Genomic DNA, 20692 nt, shown 5'->3' on the forward strand with positions numbered 1-20692 from the left:
AACGCGCTCGCGTCTGCAGGCTGGATTTGGCTACTCTTCTTCACGGCGGTCCCCTTGCTGTTGGTGTTCTTTGGCGGAACGCCCGACACCTACACGGCAGGAATCAAGCGGGGGACCGCCACCTCAATTTCCACGAGACCCGGGACAACCTCCTCAACCTGGCCTCAACAAATACGTGTCCATGATCCAGCCGTGCTGGGCGCGCGCTTCGGCCCGCAGCTGCTCAATCTGCGGGCCAACCTCACCGATTGTGCCCGCTACCAGCAGCTCGTGGTCGGTGCCCAGGTAGGCGCCCCACCAGATTCGGGTATTGGGTGGGCACGCCTGAAACGAGCACTCGGCATCCAGCAGCACGATGACCGATCCGAAGGCCGAGCCGGACATGCCGCGCGCACGCAGCTGCCTACCGGTGGTGACCAGAACCGGTTCGCCGATCTCGTTGAGCTGGATGCGGTGCCGAGCCGTGAGCGCCTGCACCGCGGTGATACCCGGAATGACGTCGTATTCGATGTCGACCTCGGCCGCGACAGCGTCCAGGATGCGCAGGGTGCTGTCGTACAGCGACGGGTCACCCCAGGCCAGGAAGGCACCCACGCCGTCGGGACCCAATTCGGTGTCGATGGCCTTCGCCCAGACCCGCGCTCGCGCCGTATGCCAGTCCGAAACCGCCTCCCGGTAGCCGGCTTGACCGGACAACGGGGCCGACCGCTCGGGGTCGGGCAGCTCGACGAATCGATACCCGGGCTCGCGAATGAATCGCGCGCAGACCTCCCGCCGCAGCGCCAGTAGGTCGCTCTTCTCCTCACCTTTGTCCATCGCGAAGAACACCTGAGTGTCGTTGAGGGCCTCGATCGCCTGGACGGTCACGTAGTCGGGATCTCCGGCGCCGATGCCAATGACGTGGATACACCGACTCACCATGCCCAACCTATTACCCCCCGCAGACGCATCCCAGTCAGCATAATTTCAGATGTCCAAGATCTAGTCGAGACCCCAGGTACCCGATACCATGGGTAATGACTATCGCTCTCCCTACTGTCTGACGCAGCGAAGGGACCCCGACGATGACCACAGCGGTGAGACCAGGCGGGCCCAGCCGTGAAGGGTTCTCGGAGCGGCTCCTGAGAGGCTCCGTCAAAAAGTCCTACGAGCCGATCGTAGACATCGACTGGGACGCCCCGCTCGACCCGGACAAGTTCTACTTACCGCCCAGGCTGGTGTCGCTCTACGCCACCCCGATATGGGACGAGATGTCCCACGAGCAACAAATCGACCTGTCCCGCCAGGAATTGGTCAACACGCTTTCGGCCGGCATCTGGTTCGAGAACATGCTCAACCAGTCGCTGTTGCGCACCCTTATGCACGAGGACCCCACCAGCCGGTCGACGCATTACAAGCTGACCGAACTGGGCGACGAGACCCGCCACATGATCATGTTCGGCAAAGCGATCGAGCGCATCGGCGCCAAGCCGGTGCGCCCACGGCGACTGCAGCGGATGGTCATCAACGCCATGCCGCTGGTGTTCCAGCGCGGCTCGATGCTGTGGGTGGCCGCACTCCTCGGTGAAGAGATCTTCGACTCGCTGCAACGCCAGATGATGGACGACCCGGAAATGCAGCCAATGATCCAGCGGCTCATGCGGATTCACGTCACCGAAGAGGCCCGCCACATCCAGTTCGCCCGCGACGGCGCGCGTAAGCGGGTGGCCGAGATGCCGCGCCTCAACAGATGGTTCATGGCCAACATCCACGGGGTCGGCGGTTACTTCTTCCGCTACCTCTTCACGTTCCCGGTCCCCTACGCCCGGGTGGGCCTGGACCCGCAACGGGCACGAAAGACCGCGCGCGCCAGTGCACACCGCCACGAAATGCACAAAGTCGGCTTTGCCCCGCTGGCGGCGTTTTTGACCGAGATCGGCCTGATGGGCCGGATCGCGCGGCGCGCTTGGAAGCGCACCAACTTTCTGTGACCCCACCAGCTGGCGCACCCGACACTCCCGGTCCTGCCCAGACCCGCCCACAGGTCATCGTCGTCGGCGCGGGAGCTCTCGGCCGGCGCGTCGAAACCGAACTGCGGGCCGCCGGCGTCACTGACGTCACCGTCCTGCCCGGCCACGATGTCGCCGGTTCGGTGTTCGACGACGGCACCGACACCTGGGAGTTGCACACCGCCTCCGGCGAGCCTTTCCGCGCCGCCATCGTCATCGCGGCAGACGAGCCGCCCTACCTCCCGTGGATACCAGAGCTGCTCGGGCGCAACGACTTTCGCGGACCGGCGTTTCACGCGGCGCAGTGGGACCCCGCGTTCGACCCGGCGGGGAAGCGCGTCGCGGTGATCGGCACCGATTCCGCCGCCGGCTACTACATGCGGGAGCTCATCGAGCAAGCGGCGTCAGTCACCGTCTTCACCCACGCGCCCCGTCGGTTCGTCCCGCTTGTGCCGTTATGGACGACCCGCGCCACAGGCTGGCTGCGCCGCCGCACGCGAGCTATCCGTAAGGGGCCGAGGCCCGCGGTGGTCGGCGCGGCGATCGAGGCGCTGACCCCGTCGGGCATCCGCACCCGCGGCGGCAGGGAGCACCACGCGAACGCGATCATCTACGGCACTGGCTTCGCGGCACCCGATTCGAGGCTGATCGGCGACGGCGGGCTGGCCATCCAGCAGGTTTGGCGGGACGGCATGGAGCCGTTCCTCGGAGTCGCCGTTCACGGTTTCCCGAACTACTTCTTCGTCACCGGGCCCGACACCGCGGCGCAGACTCGCTACGTCGTCGAGTGCGTCGGGCTGATGAAAGCGACCGCCAGCAGCCGCATCGAGGTGCGCCGCAGCAGCCAGCAGGTGTTCAACGAGCGCGCCCACCTCACTCCGGCCGAGCCGTTACCTGTGGCATCCGCGTTCGAACTGTCGGGGATCCCGGCCACTGGCACGGAGACCAAGGAGACCTACGACGGCGCGGCAACGCTGACGATCGGGGACGCCTGCCATCCGGTGCGCGTGCGGCTCACCGGCCGCCTCGACCCAATCGACGGCCACTACCACTGGCAGGGGACGGTCTTTAGTTCGCTACCGGACCCGTTGCCCGATGAGGCACTCAGGCAGTCACGAGCTGCGACGCTGACGGTGGGTGGCCTGAGCGCACCCGCGCGCATCGTCGAACAGACACCGTGGGGCACGCACTCGATCGCCGGGGTAGGCGCCCCGCCGTATGCGCTGAACGGCCCCTGAGCCGGCCCCGAACGGGCCCCTGAACCGACCCGCAGCGCAAGGCGGCGCCGGTCGGGCGCTGTGTGTGCCAAGTTACCTCGCTTCACAGGTTTGCCCGGTGTCACATTGGGGTAATCCGGAAACGCTGAATTCCACTCCCACATCGGAGGTTGGCCCTAGTTATGAAGTGGGTAACCCCGTGGGTGCGCGCTGCGCTAGGCGACAAGACAGACGAGCAGAACGGCGTGTTCGTGGTAGCAGTTGATGCTTCGGATAGGCGGCGGGGTTCTCTTCCGACGCACGTCTCGACTGCCGTGCGTTTTGACACGTCAGAGGCGCACTAAAGCGAAGTGATTAACGCAAATTATGAGGTGCTGCCGCCAATGCGGGCGGCATCGTCAAGTCGGCCGGGCGGAAGTTCGAGGAGCGGGACATGGAGCCGGACCACGGGATGGAACTGGAATGCCGGTCGACCAGATTAGAAAACCAGGCAGTCCGGTGGCCCCGGTGCTCGAAGCGACGCACCCGCGCGACGGGATGGCCGCAGTGAGCGCGGTGGCCGAGACGCCGAGCTCGCTGGCCATCGCGGTACGGACGGAGGACTCGGTGGCCGTCCTGACCGTCGACGGCGTCCTGGACTCCGGCAGCTCCGCGGCGCTGCGCGACAGCATCATGAAGACCACGCTGCAGCAGCCGTCCGCGGTAATCGTCAACGTCAGCGCACTGCAAGTGCCCGCTAAATCGGCATGGTCGGCCTTCCTCGGCGTGCGCTGGCAGTCCGAAACCCAACTCGACGTCCCAATCGTGCTGGTCTGCGCCAATCGCGCGACCCGCGAGACGATCAGCCGCAGCGGGGTCACCCGCTTCATGCCGGTGTATGCCACCGAGAAAGGTGCGTTAAAGGCCGTCGGCCGGCTCGCCGGTCGCACTGTCCGGCGCGCCGATGCCAAGCTTCCCCCGAATCTGACCAGCCTGCGCGAGTCACGCCGGCTGGTCCGCGAGTGGCTCACCGGTTGGTCGCTGCCCGGGCTGATCCCCGTCGCGTTGGTGGTTGTCAACGTGTTCGTGGAGAACGTGCTGGAACACACCGGAAGCGACCCGGTGATGCGCATCGAGACCGACGGCGCGACCGCGACCATCGCGGTGTCCGATGGCAGCAACGCGCCCGCCCTGCGGCTGGCCTCGCCGAAGAAGGGCATCGACGTGTCCGGCCTGGCGATCGTCGACGCCTTGTCACGTGAGTGGGGCAGCACTCCCACCTCGTCCGGCAAGACCGTCTGGGCGGTCATCGGTCCCGAAAACCAGCTCTGACCCTGCCGCGTCGCACGACGCCGACCCCGTCGCGGACCGAATTAGAACACGTTCTAGTGTCGTGTGACGGCCACTTCGAGGAAGGCAGATGACGTGCGATTCACCTACGCAGAGGCGATGACTGACTTCAGGTTCTACATCCCGCTGGCCAAGGCTGCCGAGGCAGCCGGGTACAACGCCATGACGATTGCCGACAGCATCGCCTACCCCTTCGAATCCGACTCGAAGTACCCGTACACGCCCGACGGCAACCGTGAGTTTCTGGACGGCAAAGAATTCATCGAAACCTTCGTGCTGACAGCGGCGTTGGGCGCGGTGACCTCAACGTTGCGGTTCAACTTCTTCGTCCTCAAGCTGCCCATCCGGCCACCGGCGCTGGTAGCCAAACAGATCGGTTCACTGGCCGCGCTGATCGACAACCGGGTGGGTTTCGGAGTGGGCACCAGCCCGTGGCCGGAGGACTACGAGCTGCTGGGAGTCCCATTCGCCAAGCGCGGCAAGCGAATGGACGAATGCATCGAGATCATCCGCGGCCTCACGACCGGCGACTACTTCGAATTCCATGGCGAGTTCTACGACATCCCCAAGACCAAGATGACCCCCGCCCCCACCAAGCCGATCCCGATCCTGATCGGCGGCCACGCCGATGCGGCGCTGCGGCGCGCGGCGCGTTTGGACGGCTGGATGCACGGCGGTGGCGACCCGGAGGAACTCGACCGGCTCATCGCCAGGCTCAAGCAGTTACGGGAAGAACAGGGGAAGACCGGCCCGTTCGAGGTCCACGTCATCTCGGCAGACGCCTACACCGTGGACGGCATCAAGCGCCTCGAGGACAAGGGCGTCACCGACGCTATCGTGGGCTTCCGCATTCCCTACATCGAGGGGCCTGACACCGAGCCGCTGGAGACCAAGATTCGCAACCTCGAGATGTTCGCCGAGAACGTGATAGCGAAAGTTTAAGCGGCACAGATCTTTACAGGGAATCCCACTTCGGGGCCCGCTTCTCCTGGTGCGCCGTGGCCGCCTCGACCGGGTTGTTGGTGAAACCGCTGAGGATCTGGGTGCGATTCTCAAGTTCGATGGCATGCCGCAGGCTCGGCGCGTCCAGCGCCGCGTTGAGGCCGATCTTGGTCTGCCACACGCCGTAGGCGTTGTTCTCGGCGATCGAACGGGCCACCTTCAGGGCCGCCGGCATCAGGTCGTCCGGCGCCACCACCTCGTGCACCAGCTTGATGCGATAGGCCTCGGCCGCATCGATGATGCGTCCGGTCAGCATGAGTTCGCGCGCCACCCCGGCCCCGACGATCTTCGGCAGTAGGTAGCTGGTGCCCATGTCCATCGACGAGAAGCCTGCCTTGATGAACGCCGAACCGAACCGCGCCTTTTCGGACCCCACCCGGACATCGCTGACCAACGTGAACGCCAGCCCACCCCCGACGGCGACACCGTTGACCGCCGCTATCACCGGGATGGGTAGCTCGTAGAGCCGGGTGAACAGGTCGGCCAGGCGGACCTGGGAGTCGTAGCTGGTCTTGAAGGGCGGGGTCGACGCCCTGCTGGTGACCCAGGGCTGGCCGGTGCCGCTGAGGTCGGCGCCGGCGCAGAAGCCGCGGCCCGCGCCGGTAAGGATCGCGACCCGAAACTCGCCCCCGCTAAGCGCGTCCAGGGCGGCGTCCACGCCGTCGATCAGCGATCCGTCGATCGCGTTCAACCGCTCCGGCCGGTTCAGGGTGATGAGAGCGATTTGGTCCTCGAGGGTTCCGAGTTCGACAGCAGCCATACCCGCACCGTAGGCGACACAGCGGATGTCCAGGGACCCGACCTACTGTGGATTCCGGAACGGATCAAAAGGACTCAAAGGGACTAGCCATGACACGAACCGAGGGTGACACCTGGGACCTGGCCAGCAGTGTGGGGGCCACCGCCACGATGGTCGCCGCGGCCCGAGCGGCCGCCACCAGGCGTCCGCAGCCAGTCATCACGGATGAGTTCGCCGAGCCGCTGGTGCGCGCGGTCGGATTAGACCTGTTCACCCGGCTGGCTGCAGGCGACCTGGAAGCCGACGACGTCGAGAAGGGCGTCAACTTTCCGCGGATGGTCGACACCTTCGCCGCTCGCACCCGCTACTACGACGACTACTTCGCCGAGGCGACTGCCGCAGGCCTGCGCCAGGTCGTCATCGTGGCGTCGGGGCTGGACGCGCGGCCGTATCGGCTGTCCTGGCCGGCGGGGACCACCGTGTACGAAATCGACCAGCCTGAGGTGATCGAGTTCAAGACCGCGACATTGTCCCACCTCGGCGCCGTGCCCGCCGCCGAGCACCGCACGGTGGGCATCGACCTGCGCGACGATTGGCCGGCCGCGTTGCGGGCCGCCGGCTTCGATACCGCGGCGCCCACCGCTTGGCTCGCCGAGGGCGTGCTCATCGGCTTTCTGCCGCCTGAGGCCGAAGTTCGGTTGCTGAACAACGTCATATCGCTGAGCGCTCCGGGCAGCCGGTTTGCCGCCGACTTTGGATCGCTTAACCAAGGATCACCGGAATCGCAGGAGCAGTCGCGGATCGCGGCCGAAGGCTGGCGACGGCAGGGACTCGATTTGGACATCGCCGGTTTGGCCTACCCCGGTGAACACACCGACGTCGCCGCACACCTGCAAGACCACGGATGGGAAGCGACCAGGTCCGGACTCAACGACCTCTTGGTCGCTGCCGGCTTGCCGCAGTTGGCGCAGGCCGACCAACAGACCCAGGCCGCCACGATCAATTTCGTGCGGGCACTTCGGACTTAGGCGACACCACTTGTCACTCCAATAAAGGGTCCGGTGTGTCTTTTTGTCCACCAGTGAGCGACAAAATGACTTGCCGGACCGCGGCTGTCGCTCGGAGGTGGACAAAAAGGAACACCCGGACTTCCTATGACGCATGGGGTCACGAGGATCGTTTGGCCAACCAGTCGGCCTGCATCACCAGCAGCGCCATTACCTCCAGCTGCGGGGTGTCGGGGTCGAGTTCGCGGTAGCGCTGATAGACGTTAACGACGACGCGCTCGGCGTCCAGCCAGGTCGCGTAGTCGCCGAGGTCAATGGTGTCGGCGCACTCCGACCAGGACAGGCCCTTGCGGTGGGCGGCCTCGGCTTGTTCGGCAACGTGAACGAGATAGCCACGGACAGCGCGGATTCCATCCGGATCGGTGACCGGACCGTGGCCGGGGACCACCGTCGGCGCGTCCAGCGCGATCATCGCGTCGCACGCCGCTACCCAGTTGGCGATGGGGCCCGCCCACACAATCGGCGTGCAGCCGATGAACAGCAAGTCCCCGCCGAACAGCACACCGGCATCGGGCACATGCACCACCGAATCCGCCGCGGTATGAGCCGGCCCCAGATTCAGCAGATTGATCTGCCGGCCGCCGACGTCGATGGTCAGGTCGCGGTCGAACGTCTTATCGGCATTGCGCACCCTGATGCCACCGAAGTCGAAGTGCCCAAAGCGCTCTCGCGCGTACGGCGTAGCGACCGGGCCCAGGTTGCCGGTCTGCGTCATCGCCAGCATCTCGGGCGCCATGCCGTGCGCGATCTCCTCGGCCGTGCCCTCGGCCGCGATGATACGCACCGACGCGTCCAGCAGTTGGTTGCCGTGGGTGTGGTCGCCGTTGGAGTGGGTGATCAACGCGTCGGTGATGGGCGTGCGGTCGGTGATGGGTTTCATTGCGGTAAGCATCTCGCGCGTCAGCGCCAGGTCGAAAAGCGTGTCGACGAGCAGTGACGCGCCGTCGCCGGCGACCAGCCCGGCGTTGCTCCACCCGTATCCGCCGTCCGGCAGCGTCCACGCCCACACCCGATCGCCGACCTCGTGCAGCCCGCGGGTGTAGGGCACCCGCGCCGGCGCCCGGTTGACCCGGGCGGGCGGCGGCGCGGCATCGGGGTTGGGCCGTGGGACCAACGGATGTGGTGCGCCACTGGCGCGCACGGTCTGCCTTGTCTCGCCCAGCCCTTCGACCTTCAGTGTGACGATGTCGCCGTCGTGCAGCCAGCCCGGGAACGATTCCAGCGCGGTCAGGCTGAGGTGCTCGATAAGCGTGCAGGTGGGCACCGTGCCTGAGCCGAATACGTCTCCGGGGCTGAGTGTTACACCGCGTGAGGCGTAGGAGATGACTTCGGCGAAGCTCCAGTCCATCTGGCCGGTTGAGCCCGAACCGATCTCGGTGTCGTTGACCAGAGCGCTGACTTGCAGGCTCAGCTTGCCGTCGCGGCGGTACGGCTCGAGCTCATCCGGGGTGACCAAATATGGGCCCAGCGTGACGCCGCTGTCCTTGCCCTTGGCTTGCCCGATCGCCAGTTGGCCCTCCAGCTGCTGAAGGTCGCGCGCGGACCAGTCGTTGAAGATGGTGTAGCCGATGATGGCCTGCTCGGCTTGCTCGACCGGCAAGTCTTTGCCGGTCGTTCCGATGACCGCGCCGATCTCCAATTCGAAATCCTGCCACGCGCTTCCGGGCGCCATCGGCACGTCGTCGTACGGACCGAGAACTGTTGCTGGACAGGCGAAGTAGAACGCGGGGATGCGATACCAGGTGTCGGCGAGTTCCCGTCCGGCACCCAGGACGGCCTGGCAGTTGCGCATGTGGTCCAGGAAGCACAGGGAGTCGCGGATCGACGGCGGGCGCGGGATCGGCGCCAGTAACCTGACGTCACCGAGCCGCACGGTATCCGCGGGAGAACGCAATGCCTCCTCCCCGGCTTCCCGCAGCCCGTCGGCGCCACGGCTGACCAGATCAAGCAGCGTCACAGCCGGCGGCATCGCGTGAATTGCGTCACCGGAGAGCACCCCGGTGCGTTCGCCGCCATCACCTTGATAAGTAACCCATTTCATTCGCGTACCACCTCACTTGGTTTCTTGTCTGGCCGTAGCCCGCGCCAGCTCGCTTGACGCAGCCGGTTGTCGGGAGTCCATTCGCTGTAGCGCACCTCGCCGACCAGAACCGGCTCGACGAAGGTCACGCCCTTGGCATCGGCCGCGGGAAGCTTTGCGTCGAAGGGCGATTGGTCGGTGTGCAGCGGTGCCAACGTCGTCTTGAGTTTGGCCAGTTCGCGTTCGGTGAACCCGGTGCCGACCCGCCCCGCGAATCGCAGCCCGCCATCGCCGGGGATTCCCATCAGCAGGGCGCCGATGCCGCTGCTGCGCCCCCCTTCCCCGGCCCGCCACCCGCCGATGACGACTTCCTGGGTGTTCCAGTGCTTGTCCTTGATCCACGCCGCGGAGCGCCGACCCGACTGGTAGGTGGAATCGCGTTTTTTGGCGACCACGCCCTCCCAGTCGTGTTCGTGGGAGTGTTCGAGCGCCTGGTCGCCGTCGCCGGGAAGCAGTTCGGGAACGATGAGATTGCTTGCAGCGCCGAGTGTTTCCAGCAACTTGCGCCGGTCTTGGTATTTGGCCCGGAGCAGTGAGCGGCCATCCAGGTAAAGCAGGTCGAATGCCCAGAACTCGACGTGGGTGCCGCGGCCCCTGTTCTGCATCTCGTTGAAGCTGGGCACCCCGGACTTGTTGAGCGCGACCGCCTCACCGTCGAGCACGACATGGTGATCGGCAAGATCGGCTGCCAGCGACTGCAATTGGGGGTATTCCTTCGTGACGTCGCGCCCACTGCGCGAGCGTAGCTGTACCGCGCCGTGGTCGGCCTGCACCAGCAGCCGGTATCCGTCCCACTTGCCCTCGAAGGCCCATTGGCCGGCTTTCAGGCCTGCCACCGAACCGTGCGTGGCGAGCATGGGTGAGATCTCGCCGAATTCGAAGGTCTTCTGGTCCTTCATGCGGTGCGCCAGCCACTGGTCGCCGTTGGTTTGAATCAGCGCATAGCGGCCCGAGATTCGGCTGCCGTGCAGGTTGACGATGACCTCGCCTTTATCAGCCCCTTTTTCGACGGAGTCATTGAACTTCTCGGCCTCGTAGGTGCCCGAGTCCCAGATGAGCACCTTGCCGGCGCCATACTCCCCCTTGGGGATGCTGCCCTCGAACGCGCCGTATTCCAGCGGATGATCCTCGGTGTGTACCGCCAGATGGTTCACCGACGTGGTCTCGGGCAAGTTTTTCGGCACGGCCCATGACACCAGCACGCCGTCGCGCTCCAGCCGGAAGTCGTAGTGCAGCCGGCGGGCGTGGTGTTCCTGGATGACGAACGTATTGCCTTGGCCGGTTCCGGGTTTCGCTTTGGGCACCGGCTCGGGGGTCTTCGACGCGTCGCGCATGCTGCGATACTTGGTCAGCCGATCTGGGACGGCTAGGTCGCTGTCCAGCGGTGCCAGCAGATCGCCGTCGCGGGCGACCCGATCGAGCACCTCGTCGTAGCGCAGCTGGCGCAGCCCGGGGTTGTCGAGTTCCTCCCATGTGCGCGGCGCCGCGACCGTCGGGTGCTCTCGGCCGCGCAGCGAATACGGGGCAATCGTCGTCTTGGAGGCGCTGTTCTGGCTCCAGTCCAGAAACACTTTGCCGGCGCGCAGGCTCTTGGTCATGGTGGAGGTGACCAGCTTGGGCATCGCGTTTTCCAGTTGCTGTGCAACGCGTTTGGCCAAGACCGTGGCGCCGCGACTGCTGACCGGCTGCTCCAGCGGCGCGTAGAGATGCAGACCCTTGCTGCCGCTGGTGAGCGGGAAGGTGGTCAGCCCGATGTCGGCGATCAGGTCACGCACGGCGCGGGCCACCTCGGCCAGCCGGGCCATCGTCACGCCTTCACCCGGGTCCAGGTCGAATACCAAGCGCGTCGCCGGGCCGGGCTTGAGTTCCTCGGCGTTGCTTCGCGTCCACTCGGCGACGAACCGCCACTGCGGCACGTGCACCTCCAGCGCCGCCTGTTGCGCGATCCAGGCCAGGCCGTCGAGGCTGTCGATGATCGGATAGGTCGTCGTCCCGGACCGGTGGGTCACGCTGGCGCGGGCCAGCCAGTCCGCCGCCGACGACGCCAGTTGCTTTTCGAAGAACGACGGCTGCTCGACCCCGTTGGGCCAGCGCTTGCGAGTTGCCGGGCGCCCGGCGGTGTGCGGCAACATCACCTCGGCGATGCGGGTGTAGTAGTCGAAGACGTCTTCCTTGGTGGTTCCGGTGGCGGGGTACAGCACCTTGTCGGCGTTGGTCAGCTTCACCCGCTGTCCCTGCGCCTTGGAAGCCACAGAAGCCATGGTGTAAACGTACTGCCGGTACGGTCGAACCCGTGGTTGGGCTGAGCAACGCCACCCTGCGGCAACTGCCGATCGCGACGCCGGGCTATGACCGTGACGGCATCGAGGTCGGCATCGCGCATATCGGCGTCGGCGGGTTTCACCGGGCGCATCAGGCCATGTACGTCGACAGGTTGCTGCAGCGGGGCCTGGCGCGGGGGTGGGGCATCTGCGGGATCGGCGTGATGCCGGCCGACCGCCGCATGAGAGATGTGCTGCGCGCCCAGGACGGGCTGTACACGCTGATCCTCGAACACCCCGACGGCACCCGGGATGCGCGGGTGATCGGCTCGATCGTCGACTACCGTTACGCGCCCGACGACCCTCAGGCCGCGATCGAGCTGCTGGCCGCCCCGACGACGCGCATCATCTCGATGACCATCACCGAGGGCGGCTACCAGGTCAGGGACAGTGCGTCGGTCTTCGGCCTGATCGCCGACGCGCTGGCCAGGCGTCGCGACCGCGGCATCGGCGCGCCGACCATCGTGTCGTGCGACAACATCGAGCACAACGGCGAGGTCGCGCGGCGGGCCGTCGTCGCGCATGCCGAACTGCGCAGCCCAGACCTCGCCGACTGGGTCGCCAAACACGCCCGGTTCCCGTCCTCGATGGTGGACCGCATTACCCCGGCCACCACCCCCGACATCGTCGCCGCGGCAGAACGCGACTTCGGTGTCGCCGACGAATGGCCGGTGCTGGCCGAGGCGTTCGCCAGCTGGGTGCTCGCGGACGACTTCGCGGACGGTCGCCCACCGCTCGAGGAGGCGGGTGTCCTGCTGGTCGACGACGTGAGCCCCTACGAGTCGATGAAACTGCGGCTGCTCAACGCCGGTCACCAGTGCCTGTGCTACTTCGCGTGGTTGTGCGGCTACCGCATGGTGCACGACGCCGCGCGCGATCCGTTGTTCGCCGAATTCCTGCTGGCCTATTTCGATTCCGAGGCCATGCCGACGCTGCGCCCAGTGCCCGGCATCGATCTGCCCGCCTACTCGCGAGAGCTCATCGAGCGTTTTGCCAACCCGGGAGTCCGCGACACCGTGGCGCGGCTGTGCGCCTACACGTCGGATCGCATTCCGAAGTGGCTGCTTCCGGTAATCCGCGACAACCTGGCCAGCGGCGGACCCGTCCGACTGGCCTCGGCCGTAGTTGCCAGCTGGGCCCGCTATGCCGAGGGAACCGACGAGCGCGGCGATCCGATCGAGATCGTCGACAACCTGGCGGGCTCGCTGGTGGCGATCGCGCGGACGCAACGCGAGCATCCGACCGCCCTCATCGAGAACACGGCGCTGTTCGGGGACCTGGCGACGGCACCACGCTTCGTCGAGGCGTACCGGTGGGCGCTGGATTCGTTGCACTCCCGCGGGGCACGGGCAACCCTGGAAGTCTTGTTGGCATGACACGCGGACTGGTGATCGGGGAAGCCCTCATCGATACCCTCGATGGCCGCGTCCAGCATGTCGGGGGCAGCCCGCTCAACGTCGCCGTGGGCCTGGCCAGGCTTGGGCGCGACGTCGACTTCCTGACCCACATCGGCGACGACGCAGCCGGCCGGAGCATCAGCGACTACGTGAAAGCCGCTGGCGCACACCTTGTTCCGGAGAGCATTGCAGCTACCCGGACGCCGACCGCAGCGGCGACGATCGCCGACGACGGGTCGGCCAGCTATACCTTCGACCTGGACTGGCAGCTCTCCGGTACACCCCCTGTCGCGCCGCCGCTGTTTGTGCACACCGGATCCATTGCCGCGGTGCGCGAGCCGGGATGCCTGGCGGTCGCGGCGCTGCTGGATGCCTACCGCGTGTCAGCCACGGTGACCATCGACCCCAACGTGCGACCGTCGCTGATCGTGGATCCGGATCTGGCCCGCGAACGCATCGAACGCCTTGTCGAGCGCGCCGACATCGTCAAGGCCAGCGACGAGGATCTGCGTTGGATCAATCCCCACCACCCGCCTGAGCGGACCGCGCGGGCGTGGCTGGCGTTGGGGCCTGCCGTCGTCGTCGTGACGATGGGCGAGCACGGCGCGCTGGCGTTCTGCGCGGCCGGCGAGACCCGGGTGGCCGCCAGGCAAGTTCGGGTGGTGGACACAGTCGGCGCCGGCGACGCGTTCATGGTCGGACTGCTCGACGCGCTGTGGGAACTGGGCCTGCTCAGCGCCGCGCAACGCGCGGCCCTGCGCCGGATCGGGCTGGACACGCTGTCGACCGCGCTACAGGCAGCCGGCTCGGCGGCCGCGCTGGCCGTGACCCGCGCCGGCGCCTGACAAACCCGCGCGAGCGTAAGGGACGCGCCGGTGGGCATACTGACTGCATGCGCTCCATCTGGAAGGGTTCGATCGCATTCGGGCTCGTCAACGTCCCGGTCAAGGTGTACAGCGCCACAGAGGACCACGACATCAAGTTCCATCAGGTGCACGCCAAGGACAACGGGCGGATCCGATACAAGCGTGTGTGCGAGGTGTGCGGCGAAGTCGTCGAATACGGTGATCTGGCCCGGGCCTTCGAGTCCGACGACGGTCAAATGGTGATCATCACCGACGACGACATCGCCACACTGCCCGAGGAACGCAGCCGCGAAATCGAAGTGCTGGAGTTCGTCCCGGCCAGCGAGGTCGACCCGATGCTCTACGACCGCAGCTATTTCTTGGAGCCGGACTCGAAGTCATCCAAATCGTATGTGCTGCTCGCCAAGACGCTCGCCGAGACCGACCGGATGGCGATCGTGCATTTCACGCTGCGCAACAAGACCCGGCTGGCGGCGTTGCGGGTCAAGGACTTCGGCAAACGCGAGGTGATGGTGATCCACACCTTGTTGTGGCCCGACGAGATCCGCGACCCGGATTTCCCAGTGCTGGACAAGGAGGTCGACATCAAGCCTGCGGAGCTCAAAATGGCCGGGCAGGTGGTGGAGTCGATGGCCGAGGACTTCAATCCGGACCGCTACCACGACGACTACCAGGAGCAGCTGCACGAGCTGATCGAGGCGAAACTCGAAGGCGGGGAAGCGTTTACCGTCGAGGACAAACCGAAGGAGCTCGACGAGACCGAAGATGTGTCCGATCTGCTGGCCAAGCTGGAGGCCAGCGTGAAGGCGCGCTCGGGTGACGGCAAATCAACAGCGAAGAAAACAACCGCCAAGAAGGCCCCGGCGAAGGAGGCTGCCAAGAAGGCCCCGGCGAAAGCCACGTCAAAGTCCTGACCGCAGGCTCCCCGTGAAGAGTGCCGTCACGCCCTGATGAACAAACGTGCTCCGCGCGGTCGGTTTGTCAGGAATCGGATCGCCCCGGCGATTCCGTTGATCACGGCCACAATGATGATCAGGGTCAGCGCCGCGCCCCAGATCCGCAAGAAACCCGCGTGTTCGGGATTGGTGAGTTCGGTGTAGATCAGCAGCGGCAACGAGGCCATGTTGCCGTTGAACATGTCGAGGTTGATGGAGCGGCTGTACCCGACCAGCACCAGTACCGGCGCGGTTTCGCCAATGACGCGAGCGACGGACAACAGGACACCGGCAACGATGCCCGGCATCGCAGTCGGAAAGACAATCCGCACGATGGTCTTCCATTTGGTAACACCCAACGCGTAACTGGCTTCTCGCAGCTCATCAGGCACTAACCTGAGCATTTCCTCGGCAGACCGCACCACCACCGGCAACATCAGCAAAACCAACGCCAGCGACACGGCGAAGCCGCTCTGCTGAAATCCCAGGGTCACGATCCACAGGCTGAAAATGAACAGCGCCGCCACGATCGAGGGCACCCCGGCGAGCACGTCGACCATGAAGGTAGTCAACCGTGCTAGCCGGCTAGAACCGTATTCCACCAGGTACACCGCGGTCATCAAGCCCAGCGGCACGGACAGAATGGCGGCCACCCCGGCTTGCGCCAGCGTGCCATACAGCGCGTGGTACACCCCGCCGGCAAACTGCTCTGGCAGCACGCCACGCAGCGAGTGGGTCCACCACCCCGACCGGGTGACGGCATACCAGCCTCGTGTGATGACAACCGACAGCACCCAGACCAGCGGTACCACCGCGATAGCGAACGAGGCCACGAACAACGTTGTCGCGACGTTGTTCGTGATCCGCCGTCTAATGCCGACAGAGAAAGACACCTCGGCTTTGGCCGGCTTGCCGAGCGCGTCGACGCTCATCCGTTGACCTTCCCGCCGGCGACCGCGCGAGCGGTTGCGTTGACGATGAACGTCAGGACGAACAGCGCAAATCCCGCGGAGATGTAGGCTCCGGTGGGCAACGGTTCGCTGAATTCGGACGCCGCGGAGGCGATCTTGGAAGCGAACGTGTAGCCACCGTCGAACAGCGACCAGCCCCCCGGGCGGGCGGCCGAGCGCAAGATGATGAGCACCGCCACGGTTTCTCCCAGCGCGCGGCCCAATCCCAGCATCGACGCCGCGATGACACCGCTACGACCGAACGGCAGCACGGTCATCCGCACCACCTCCCACTTGGTGGCACCGAGTGCCTGCGCCGCTTCGATCTGAAGATTTGGGGTCTGCCGGAACACTTCTCGCGATACCGAGGTGATGATCGGCAGGATCATCACCGAAAGCACGACGCCGGCGGTGAAGATAGTGCCGCCGCCGGCCAGGGACACATTGCCCTGCTTGAACAGAAACAACCACCCCAGTTTGCGATTGAGAAACTCCGCGAACGGCTCGAGTTTGGGCGCCAGCACGAAGATCCCCCACAACCCGAAGATGATCGACGGCACCGCGGCCAGCAGATCAACTATCGCAGCGAACGGACGCGCCAGCCGTTTCGGCGCATATTGGGTGAGGAACACTGCGATCCCGACTGCGATCGGCACGGACAACGCCAACGCGCTTACCGAACTCAGCACCGTGACCATGAACAAGTCGCGGATGCCGAACGCCAGCGACGTTCCATTGCTGGTATCGAAATCAGCACTGGTGAAAAAGTTCGCGTGGTTTGCGCGCAACGACGGGACGGCGCGAACCAACAGGAATATCGCGATCAGCACGATCGCGACCACAATCGTCGAACCAGCAGCGCCGGCGACCAACTTAAACAGTCGGTCCCCCTGCCAGTTAAACCCTGGGAGCCGCCGCGCCGTGCGCGTATCTGTCGCCTTTAGCGCAGGGCTCGTCCCGGTCCGATCCGGCGGGCTAGCTAGTGGTGCTCGGGTCATGACTACATCAGATCACCGTATGGCGTTGACCGCATTAGACAGCCTCGCCTTGAACGAATCCGGAATGGGAATATATCCGTTATCCCCCAAGCCGTTCTGACCGGCGCCGATGGTGCTTTGCAGGAACGCCTTCACGGCCGTACCGACCTGTGCGTCGGGATATTTCGAGCAGACTATCTCATACGTCGCCAGCAGGATCGGGTAGGCGCCGGGCTGAGAGGGCTTGTAGAACGAGACCATGTCGAGAACCAGGTCGTTACCCTGCCCCTTGATCGTGGCTCCGCCAATCGTCTTGCCGACCGAGTCGGTGCTGATCGCCACTGCATCCGGACCGGCCGACGTGATGATGTTGGCCATGTTCAGGTGCTGCGCCTGGGCGAACGACCATTCGTTGTAGGTGATCGACCCTTCGGTGGCCTTGATGGCTGCCGACGTCCCGTCGTTGCCTTTGGCTCCCTCACCGACACCGCCTTTGAACGACTTTCCGGCGCCCTTACCCCACGCGCCATCGGAAGCGGCATCGAGATATTTCTGGAAGTTGTCCGTGGTCCCGGACTCGTCGCTGCGGAACACGACGTGAATCGGCTCGCCGGGCAGCGTGAAGCTGCGATTCAGCGCTTGGATGGCGGGGTCGTTCCAGGTGGTGATGGCGCCGTTGAAGATCTTCGCCAACGTGGGACCGTCCAGATTCAGCGAAGTTACGGTGCTGATGTGGAAGGTGACCACGATCGGGCCGAACACTACTGGCAGGTTCCACGCAGGCGAGCCGCCGCAGCGCTGCTGCGCCGCGGCGTACTCGTCTGTGCCCAGAGGTGAGTCCGACCCGCCGAAATCGGTTTGATTACCGTTGAATTCGCGAATCCCGGCGCCCGATCCGTTGGCCGTGTAGTTCAACGTCTGACCCGGGCAGGCCTGTTCGAACGCGTTGACAAAGCGAGTCATCGCGTTGGCCTGGGCTGTCGACCCGCTGGCCTTCAGTGTCTTCTTCCCGCCGCAACTCACGTTGGCCGCCGTCGCGCCCGCCGATGAACTTGGCGCGCTTGCATTTTTGTCGCTGCCACACCCCGACAGCATCATTGCACCGATAACCAGGACACCCAGTGGCGCACTAAATCGGTTGATTTTCAATTTAATTCCTTCGATTGATAGCCCTAATGATGATCGCCTCCGACCGGCCGCGTAACTTCGACGAGTTCGTCAGATGGCCGCCGCCGGGCGCGACGGTGTCATCAAGGTCGCCGTGGGCAGATTCAAACACAACTGCAACCTTGGCAGGTAGACCGGACATTAGCGGCCGGTTACAAAGCGACGACCTTATGGCAAACGCGAAGCTCGGCTCACGCAATGGCGTTGACCGCAGTCGTCAACCTCGACTTGAACGCGTCCGGAATAGGGATGTATCCATTGTCCGCCAAGCCACTCTGACCTGCGCTGATGGTGCTCTGCAGGAAAGCCTTCACAGCCATACCGACCTGGGGATCGGGATACTTCGAGCAGACAATCTCATACGTCGCCAGCACGATCGGATAGGAGCCGGGCTGGTTCGGACGGTAGAACGAGATCGTGTCGAGGGCGATGTCGTTGCCGTCCTTGATGATGAAGGCCGAGGCAATCGTCTTCCCCACCGTGTCTGCGGTGATCGCTACGGGGTCCGGACCGGCCGACGTAATGATCTTGGCCATGTCCAGGTGTTGCGCCTGTGCGAACGACCATTCGTTGTAGGTGATCGCCCCTTCGGTTCTCTTGACGGCCGCGGCGGTGCCATCGTTGCCCATGGCGCCCTCACCGACACCGCCTTTGAACGTCTTTCCGGCACCCTTACCCCACGCACCGCCGGACGCGGTATCGAGATATCTCTGGAAGTTATCCGAGGTCCCGGACTCGTCGTTGCGGAAGATGACACGAATCGGCTCAGCGGGCAGGGCGACACCCGCGTTCAGCGCGTGGATCGCGGGATCGTTCCAGGCGGCAATGGCGCCGTTGAAGATCCTGGCCGCGGTCGGACCGTCGAGAGTCAGCGAAGTCACACCCATGACGTGATACGTGATGGCGATGGGGCCGAACACCACCGGCAGGTTCCACGCTGGCGAGCCGCACCGCTGCTGGGCGGCGGCGTACTCGGGCGGGAGCAACTCTGAGTCCGATCCACCGAAATCGGTTTGATTGCCGGTAAATTCGCGAATCCCAGCACCCGACCCATTGGGTGTGTAGTTCAGCGTCTGACCCGAACAGGCCTGCTCGAAGGCGTTAACGAAGCGGGTCATCGCGTTGGCCTGGGCCGTCGATCCGCTGGCCTTGAGGATTTTCTGCCCGCCGCAACTCACGTTCGGCGTCGGCGCGCCCGCCGATGTGCTTCGCGCGTTGTTGTTACTGCCACATCCCGATAGCACCATTGCACTGGTAGCCAGAACGCACAGCGCGGCACTAAACCGGTCGAGTTTCAATTCAGGTCCCTTTATTGATAGCTGAACCACGATCACCGCCGCCCGTAGCCACGTAACTTCGATAACTTCGTCAGCCGGCCGTCGCCGTCGGCAGATTCAAACACTACTGCAACCTTGCCAGGTGGACCGGACCGGACATCAGCGGCCGGTTACATCGCGACGACGTTATGGTGAACGCGACCCTGCTGCCCGGCCACTCCGGGTCGTCGGGTCATCACGACCTCAGATCACGCAATGTCGTTGAATGCGGTCGACAACCTCGACGTGATCGCGTATGCACTGAGCGGATATCCGTTGTCCCCCAAGCCATTCTGACCGGCACCGATGGCGCTCTGCGGGAATGGGTTCACGGTCGTACCGAACATTCAGCAATCTCAGTAGAGCCGTGCCGGCGAAGGCGCGCGAAGAAATCCTGGGCCCAGCCGGGTAAGCCACCCCAAAACTAGAACCTGTTCCTACCCTGGACGCCGTGCCTTGCTACCGTTTCTCAACAGCTGAAGAAGAAAGGCTGCACATGATCCTCGACAAGTTCCGTCTCGACGACAAAGTCGCCGTCATCACCGGTGGCGGCCGCGGCCTCGGTGCGGCCATCGCACTGGCATTCGCCGAGGTCGGCGCCGACGTCGTCATCGCTTCGCGTACGCAATCCGAACTGGACGCCGTCGCCGAGAAGATCCGTGCCACCGGCCGCCGTGCCCACACCGTCGCCGCCGACCTGGCCCATCCCGAGGTAACCGCACAGCTGGCCGGCCAGGCCGTCGAGGCTTTCGGAAGACTAGACATCGTCGTCAACAATGTCGGCGGCACCATGCCCAACACGCTGCTGACCACCTCGACCAAGGACCTCAAAGACGCGTTCACATTCAACGTCGCCACCGCCCATGCATTGACCGTCGCGGCCGTGCCGTTGATGCTCGAGCACTCCGGCGGCGGCAGCGTGATCAACATCAGCTCGACCATGGGCCGGCTGGCCGGACGCGGTTTCGCCGCCTACGGCACCGCCAAGGCGGCGTTGTCTCACTACACCCGGCTGGCCGCGCTGGACCTGTGCCCACGCATCCGCGTCAACGCCATCGCACCGGGGTCGATCCTCACCTCGGCGCTGGACGTGGTGGCCTCCAACGACGAGCTGCGCAAGCCGATGGAGAAGGTGACGCCGATGCGCCGCCTGGGCGATCCCGACGACATCGCTGCTGCCGCAGTGTATTTGGCGTCCCCGGCCGGGAGCTTCCTGACCGGAAAGATACTCGAGGTCGACGGCGGCCTCACCTTCCCCAATCTCGACATCCCCGTCCCGGACCTGTGAATCCATGACGCGCGAGCAGACGCAAAATCGCCCGACACGCCGAGCGTGTGGGC

General features: G+C 65.1%; 17 protein-coding genes and 1 pseudogene. 9 read left to right on the top strand and 9 right to left on the bottom strand.

Translation table 11 applies throughout. The features are described 5' to 3' along the window. Window positions 1-153: 153 nt before the first annotated feature. The gene (gene cobF, locus ACLP9N_RS17560) at window positions 154-918 is read right to left on the bottom strand and encodes a precorrin-6A synthase (deacetylating) (RefSeq protein WP_442408633.1); all 765 of its coding nucleotides are present in this window, start codon (window positions 916-918) and stop codon (window positions 154-156) included. A 146-nt stretch (window positions 919-1064) separates the two neighbouring features. Between cobF and ACLP9N_RS17565 the strand changes: the two genes are divergently transcribed. From ACLP9N_RS17565 to ACLP9N_RS17580, 4 genes are all read left to right on the top strand, one after another. Next, window positions 1065-1970 carry an AurF N-oxygenase family protein gene (locus tag ACLP9N_RS17565; protein ID WP_442408619.1) on the top strand — a complete coding sequence of 302 codons (906 nt, stop codon included), beginning with the start codon at window positions 1065-1067 and terminating at the stop codon, window positions 1968-1970. Between the two features lie 266 nt (window positions 1971-2236). Then, complete coding sequence (locus tag ACLP9N_RS17570; protein WP_442408634.1) at window positions 2237-3226, top strand: DUF4873 domain-containing protein; 990 nt, start codon at window positions 2237-2239, stop codon at window positions 3224-3226. Window positions 3227-3742: 516 nt separating this feature from the next. Continuing rightward, a complete protein-coding gene (locus tag ACLP9N_RS17575; protein WP_442408635.1) occupies window positions 3743-4516 on the top strand; it encodes an STAS domain-containing protein in 774 nt (257 codons plus the stop codon). A 93-nt stretch (window positions 4517-4609) separates the two neighbouring features. Further along, window positions 4610-5476: a TIGR03619 family F420-dependent LLM class oxidoreductase gene (locus tag ACLP9N_RS17580; protein ID WP_442408620.1), complete on the top strand. Its 867-nt coding sequence runs from the start codon at window positions 4610-4612 to the stop codon at window positions 5474-5476. A 13-nt stretch (window positions 5477-5489) separates the two neighbouring features. Here ACLP9N_RS17580 and ACLP9N_RS17585 read toward each other — a convergent pair whose 3' ends face one another. Beyond that, window positions 5490-6296 (bottom strand): enoyl-CoA hydratase/isomerase family protein, encoded by an 807-nt coding sequence (locus ACLP9N_RS17585; RefSeq protein ID WP_442408621.1) that lies wholly within the window; start codon window positions 6294-6296, stop codon window positions 5490-5492. A gap of 89 nt (window positions 6297-6385) precedes the next feature. Here ACLP9N_RS17585 and ACLP9N_RS17590 point away from each other — a divergent pair, with 89 nt between their 5' ends. Beyond that, window positions 6386-7303, top strand: coding sequence for an SAM-dependent methyltransferase (locus ACLP9N_RS17590; RefSeq protein WP_442408622.1), 918 nt, complete (start codon window positions 6386-6388; stop codon window positions 7301-7303). Window positions 7304-7442: 139 nt separating this feature from the next. Here the strand turns inward: ACLP9N_RS17590 and ACLP9N_RS17595 are convergent, their stop codons facing one another. Both ACLP9N_RS17595 and ACLP9N_RS17600 read right to left on the bottom strand, forming a co-directional pair. Next, on the bottom strand, window positions 7443-9383 hold the full coding sequence (locus ACLP9N_RS17595; RefSeq protein ID WP_442408623.1) for a fumarylacetoacetate hydrolase family protein: 1941 nt from the start codon (window positions 9381-9383) through the stop codon (window positions 7443-7445). After that, the gene (locus ACLP9N_RS17600; protein ID WP_442408624.1) at window positions 9380-11683 is read right to left on the bottom strand and encodes an ATP-dependent DNA ligase; all 2304 of its coding nucleotides are present in this window, start codon (window positions 11681-11683) and stop codon (window positions 9380-9382) included. The genes ACLP9N_RS17595 and ACLP9N_RS17600 overlap by 4 nt, the downstream gene beginning before the upstream one ends. A gap of 32 nt (window positions 11684-11715) precedes the next feature. Here ACLP9N_RS17600 and ACLP9N_RS17605 point away from each other — a divergent pair, with 32 nt between their 5' ends. From ACLP9N_RS17605 to ku, 3 genes are read left to right on the top strand one after another with little or no spacing between them, the layout of a single operon-like run. Beyond that, window positions 11716-13119 carry a mannitol dehydrogenase family protein gene (locus ACLP9N_RS17605; protein WP_442408625.1) on the top strand — a complete coding sequence of 468 codons (1404 nt, stop codon included), beginning with the start codon at window positions 11716-11718 and terminating at the stop codon, window positions 13117-13119. Then, a complete protein-coding gene (locus ACLP9N_RS17610; protein WP_442408626.1) occupies window positions 13116-13985 on the top strand; it encodes a carbohydrate kinase family protein in 870 nt (289 codons plus the stop codon). The genes ACLP9N_RS17605 and ACLP9N_RS17610 overlap by 4 nt, the downstream gene beginning before the upstream one ends. Window positions 13986-14032: 47 nt before the next feature. Beyond that, a complete protein-coding gene (gene ku, locus ACLP9N_RS17615) occupies window positions 14033-14920 on the top strand; it encodes a non-homologous end joining protein Ku (RefSeq protein WP_442408627.1) in 888 nt (295 codons plus the stop codon). A gap of 26 nt (window positions 14921-14946) precedes the next feature. On the opposite strand, the gene pstA is transcribed toward ku, so the two are convergent. From pstA to ACLP9N_RS17640, 5 genes and pseudogenes are all read right to left on the bottom strand, one after another. Further along, the gene (gene pstA, locus ACLP9N_RS17620; protein WP_442408628.1) at window positions 14947-15873 is read right to left on the bottom strand and encodes a phosphate ABC transporter permease PstA; all 927 of its coding nucleotides are present in this window, start codon (window positions 15871-15873) and stop codon (window positions 14947-14949) included. Continuing rightward, window positions 15870-16889 carry a phosphate ABC transporter permease subunit PstC gene (gene pstC, locus ACLP9N_RS17625; RefSeq protein WP_442408629.1) on the bottom strand — a complete coding sequence of 340 codons (1020 nt, stop codon included), beginning with the start codon at window positions 16887-16889 and terminating at the stop codon, window positions 15870-15872. The genes pstA and pstC overlap by 4 nt, the downstream gene beginning before the upstream one ends. Window positions 16890-16901: 12 nt before the next feature. Then, complete coding sequence (gene pstS / locus ACLP9N_RS17630) at window positions 16902-18017, bottom strand: phosphate ABC transporter substrate-binding protein PstS (RefSeq protein ID WP_442408630.1); 1116 nt, start codon at window positions 18015-18017, stop codon at window positions 16902-16904. A gap of 209 nt (window positions 18018-18226) precedes the next feature. Then, window positions 18227-19333, bottom strand: coding sequence for a phosphate ABC transporter substrate-binding protein PstS (gene pstS, locus ACLP9N_RS17635; RefSeq protein WP_442408631.1), 1107 nt, complete (start codon window positions 19331-19333; stop codon window positions 18227-18229). Between the two features lie 227 nt (window positions 19334-19560). Next, window positions 19561-19692 (bottom strand): annotated as a pseudogene (locus ACLP9N_RS17640) (phosphate ABC transporter substrate-binding protein PstS); the annotation flags it as partial. Window positions 19693-19847: 155 nt separating this feature from the next. Between ACLP9N_RS17640 and ACLP9N_RS17645 the strand changes: the two are divergent. Then, window positions 19848-20639 carry an SDR family oxidoreductase gene (locus tag ACLP9N_RS17645; protein ID WP_442408632.1) on the top strand — a complete coding sequence of 264 codons (792 nt, stop codon included), beginning with the start codon at window positions 19848-19850 and terminating at the stop codon, window positions 20637-20639. Window positions 20640-20692 lie beyond the last annotated feature (53 nt).

The organism is Mycobacterium sp., from assembly GCF_052144515.1.
Taxonomy (GTDB): Bacteria; Actinomycetota; Actinomycetes; order Mycobacteriales; family Mycobacteriaceae; genus Mycobacterium.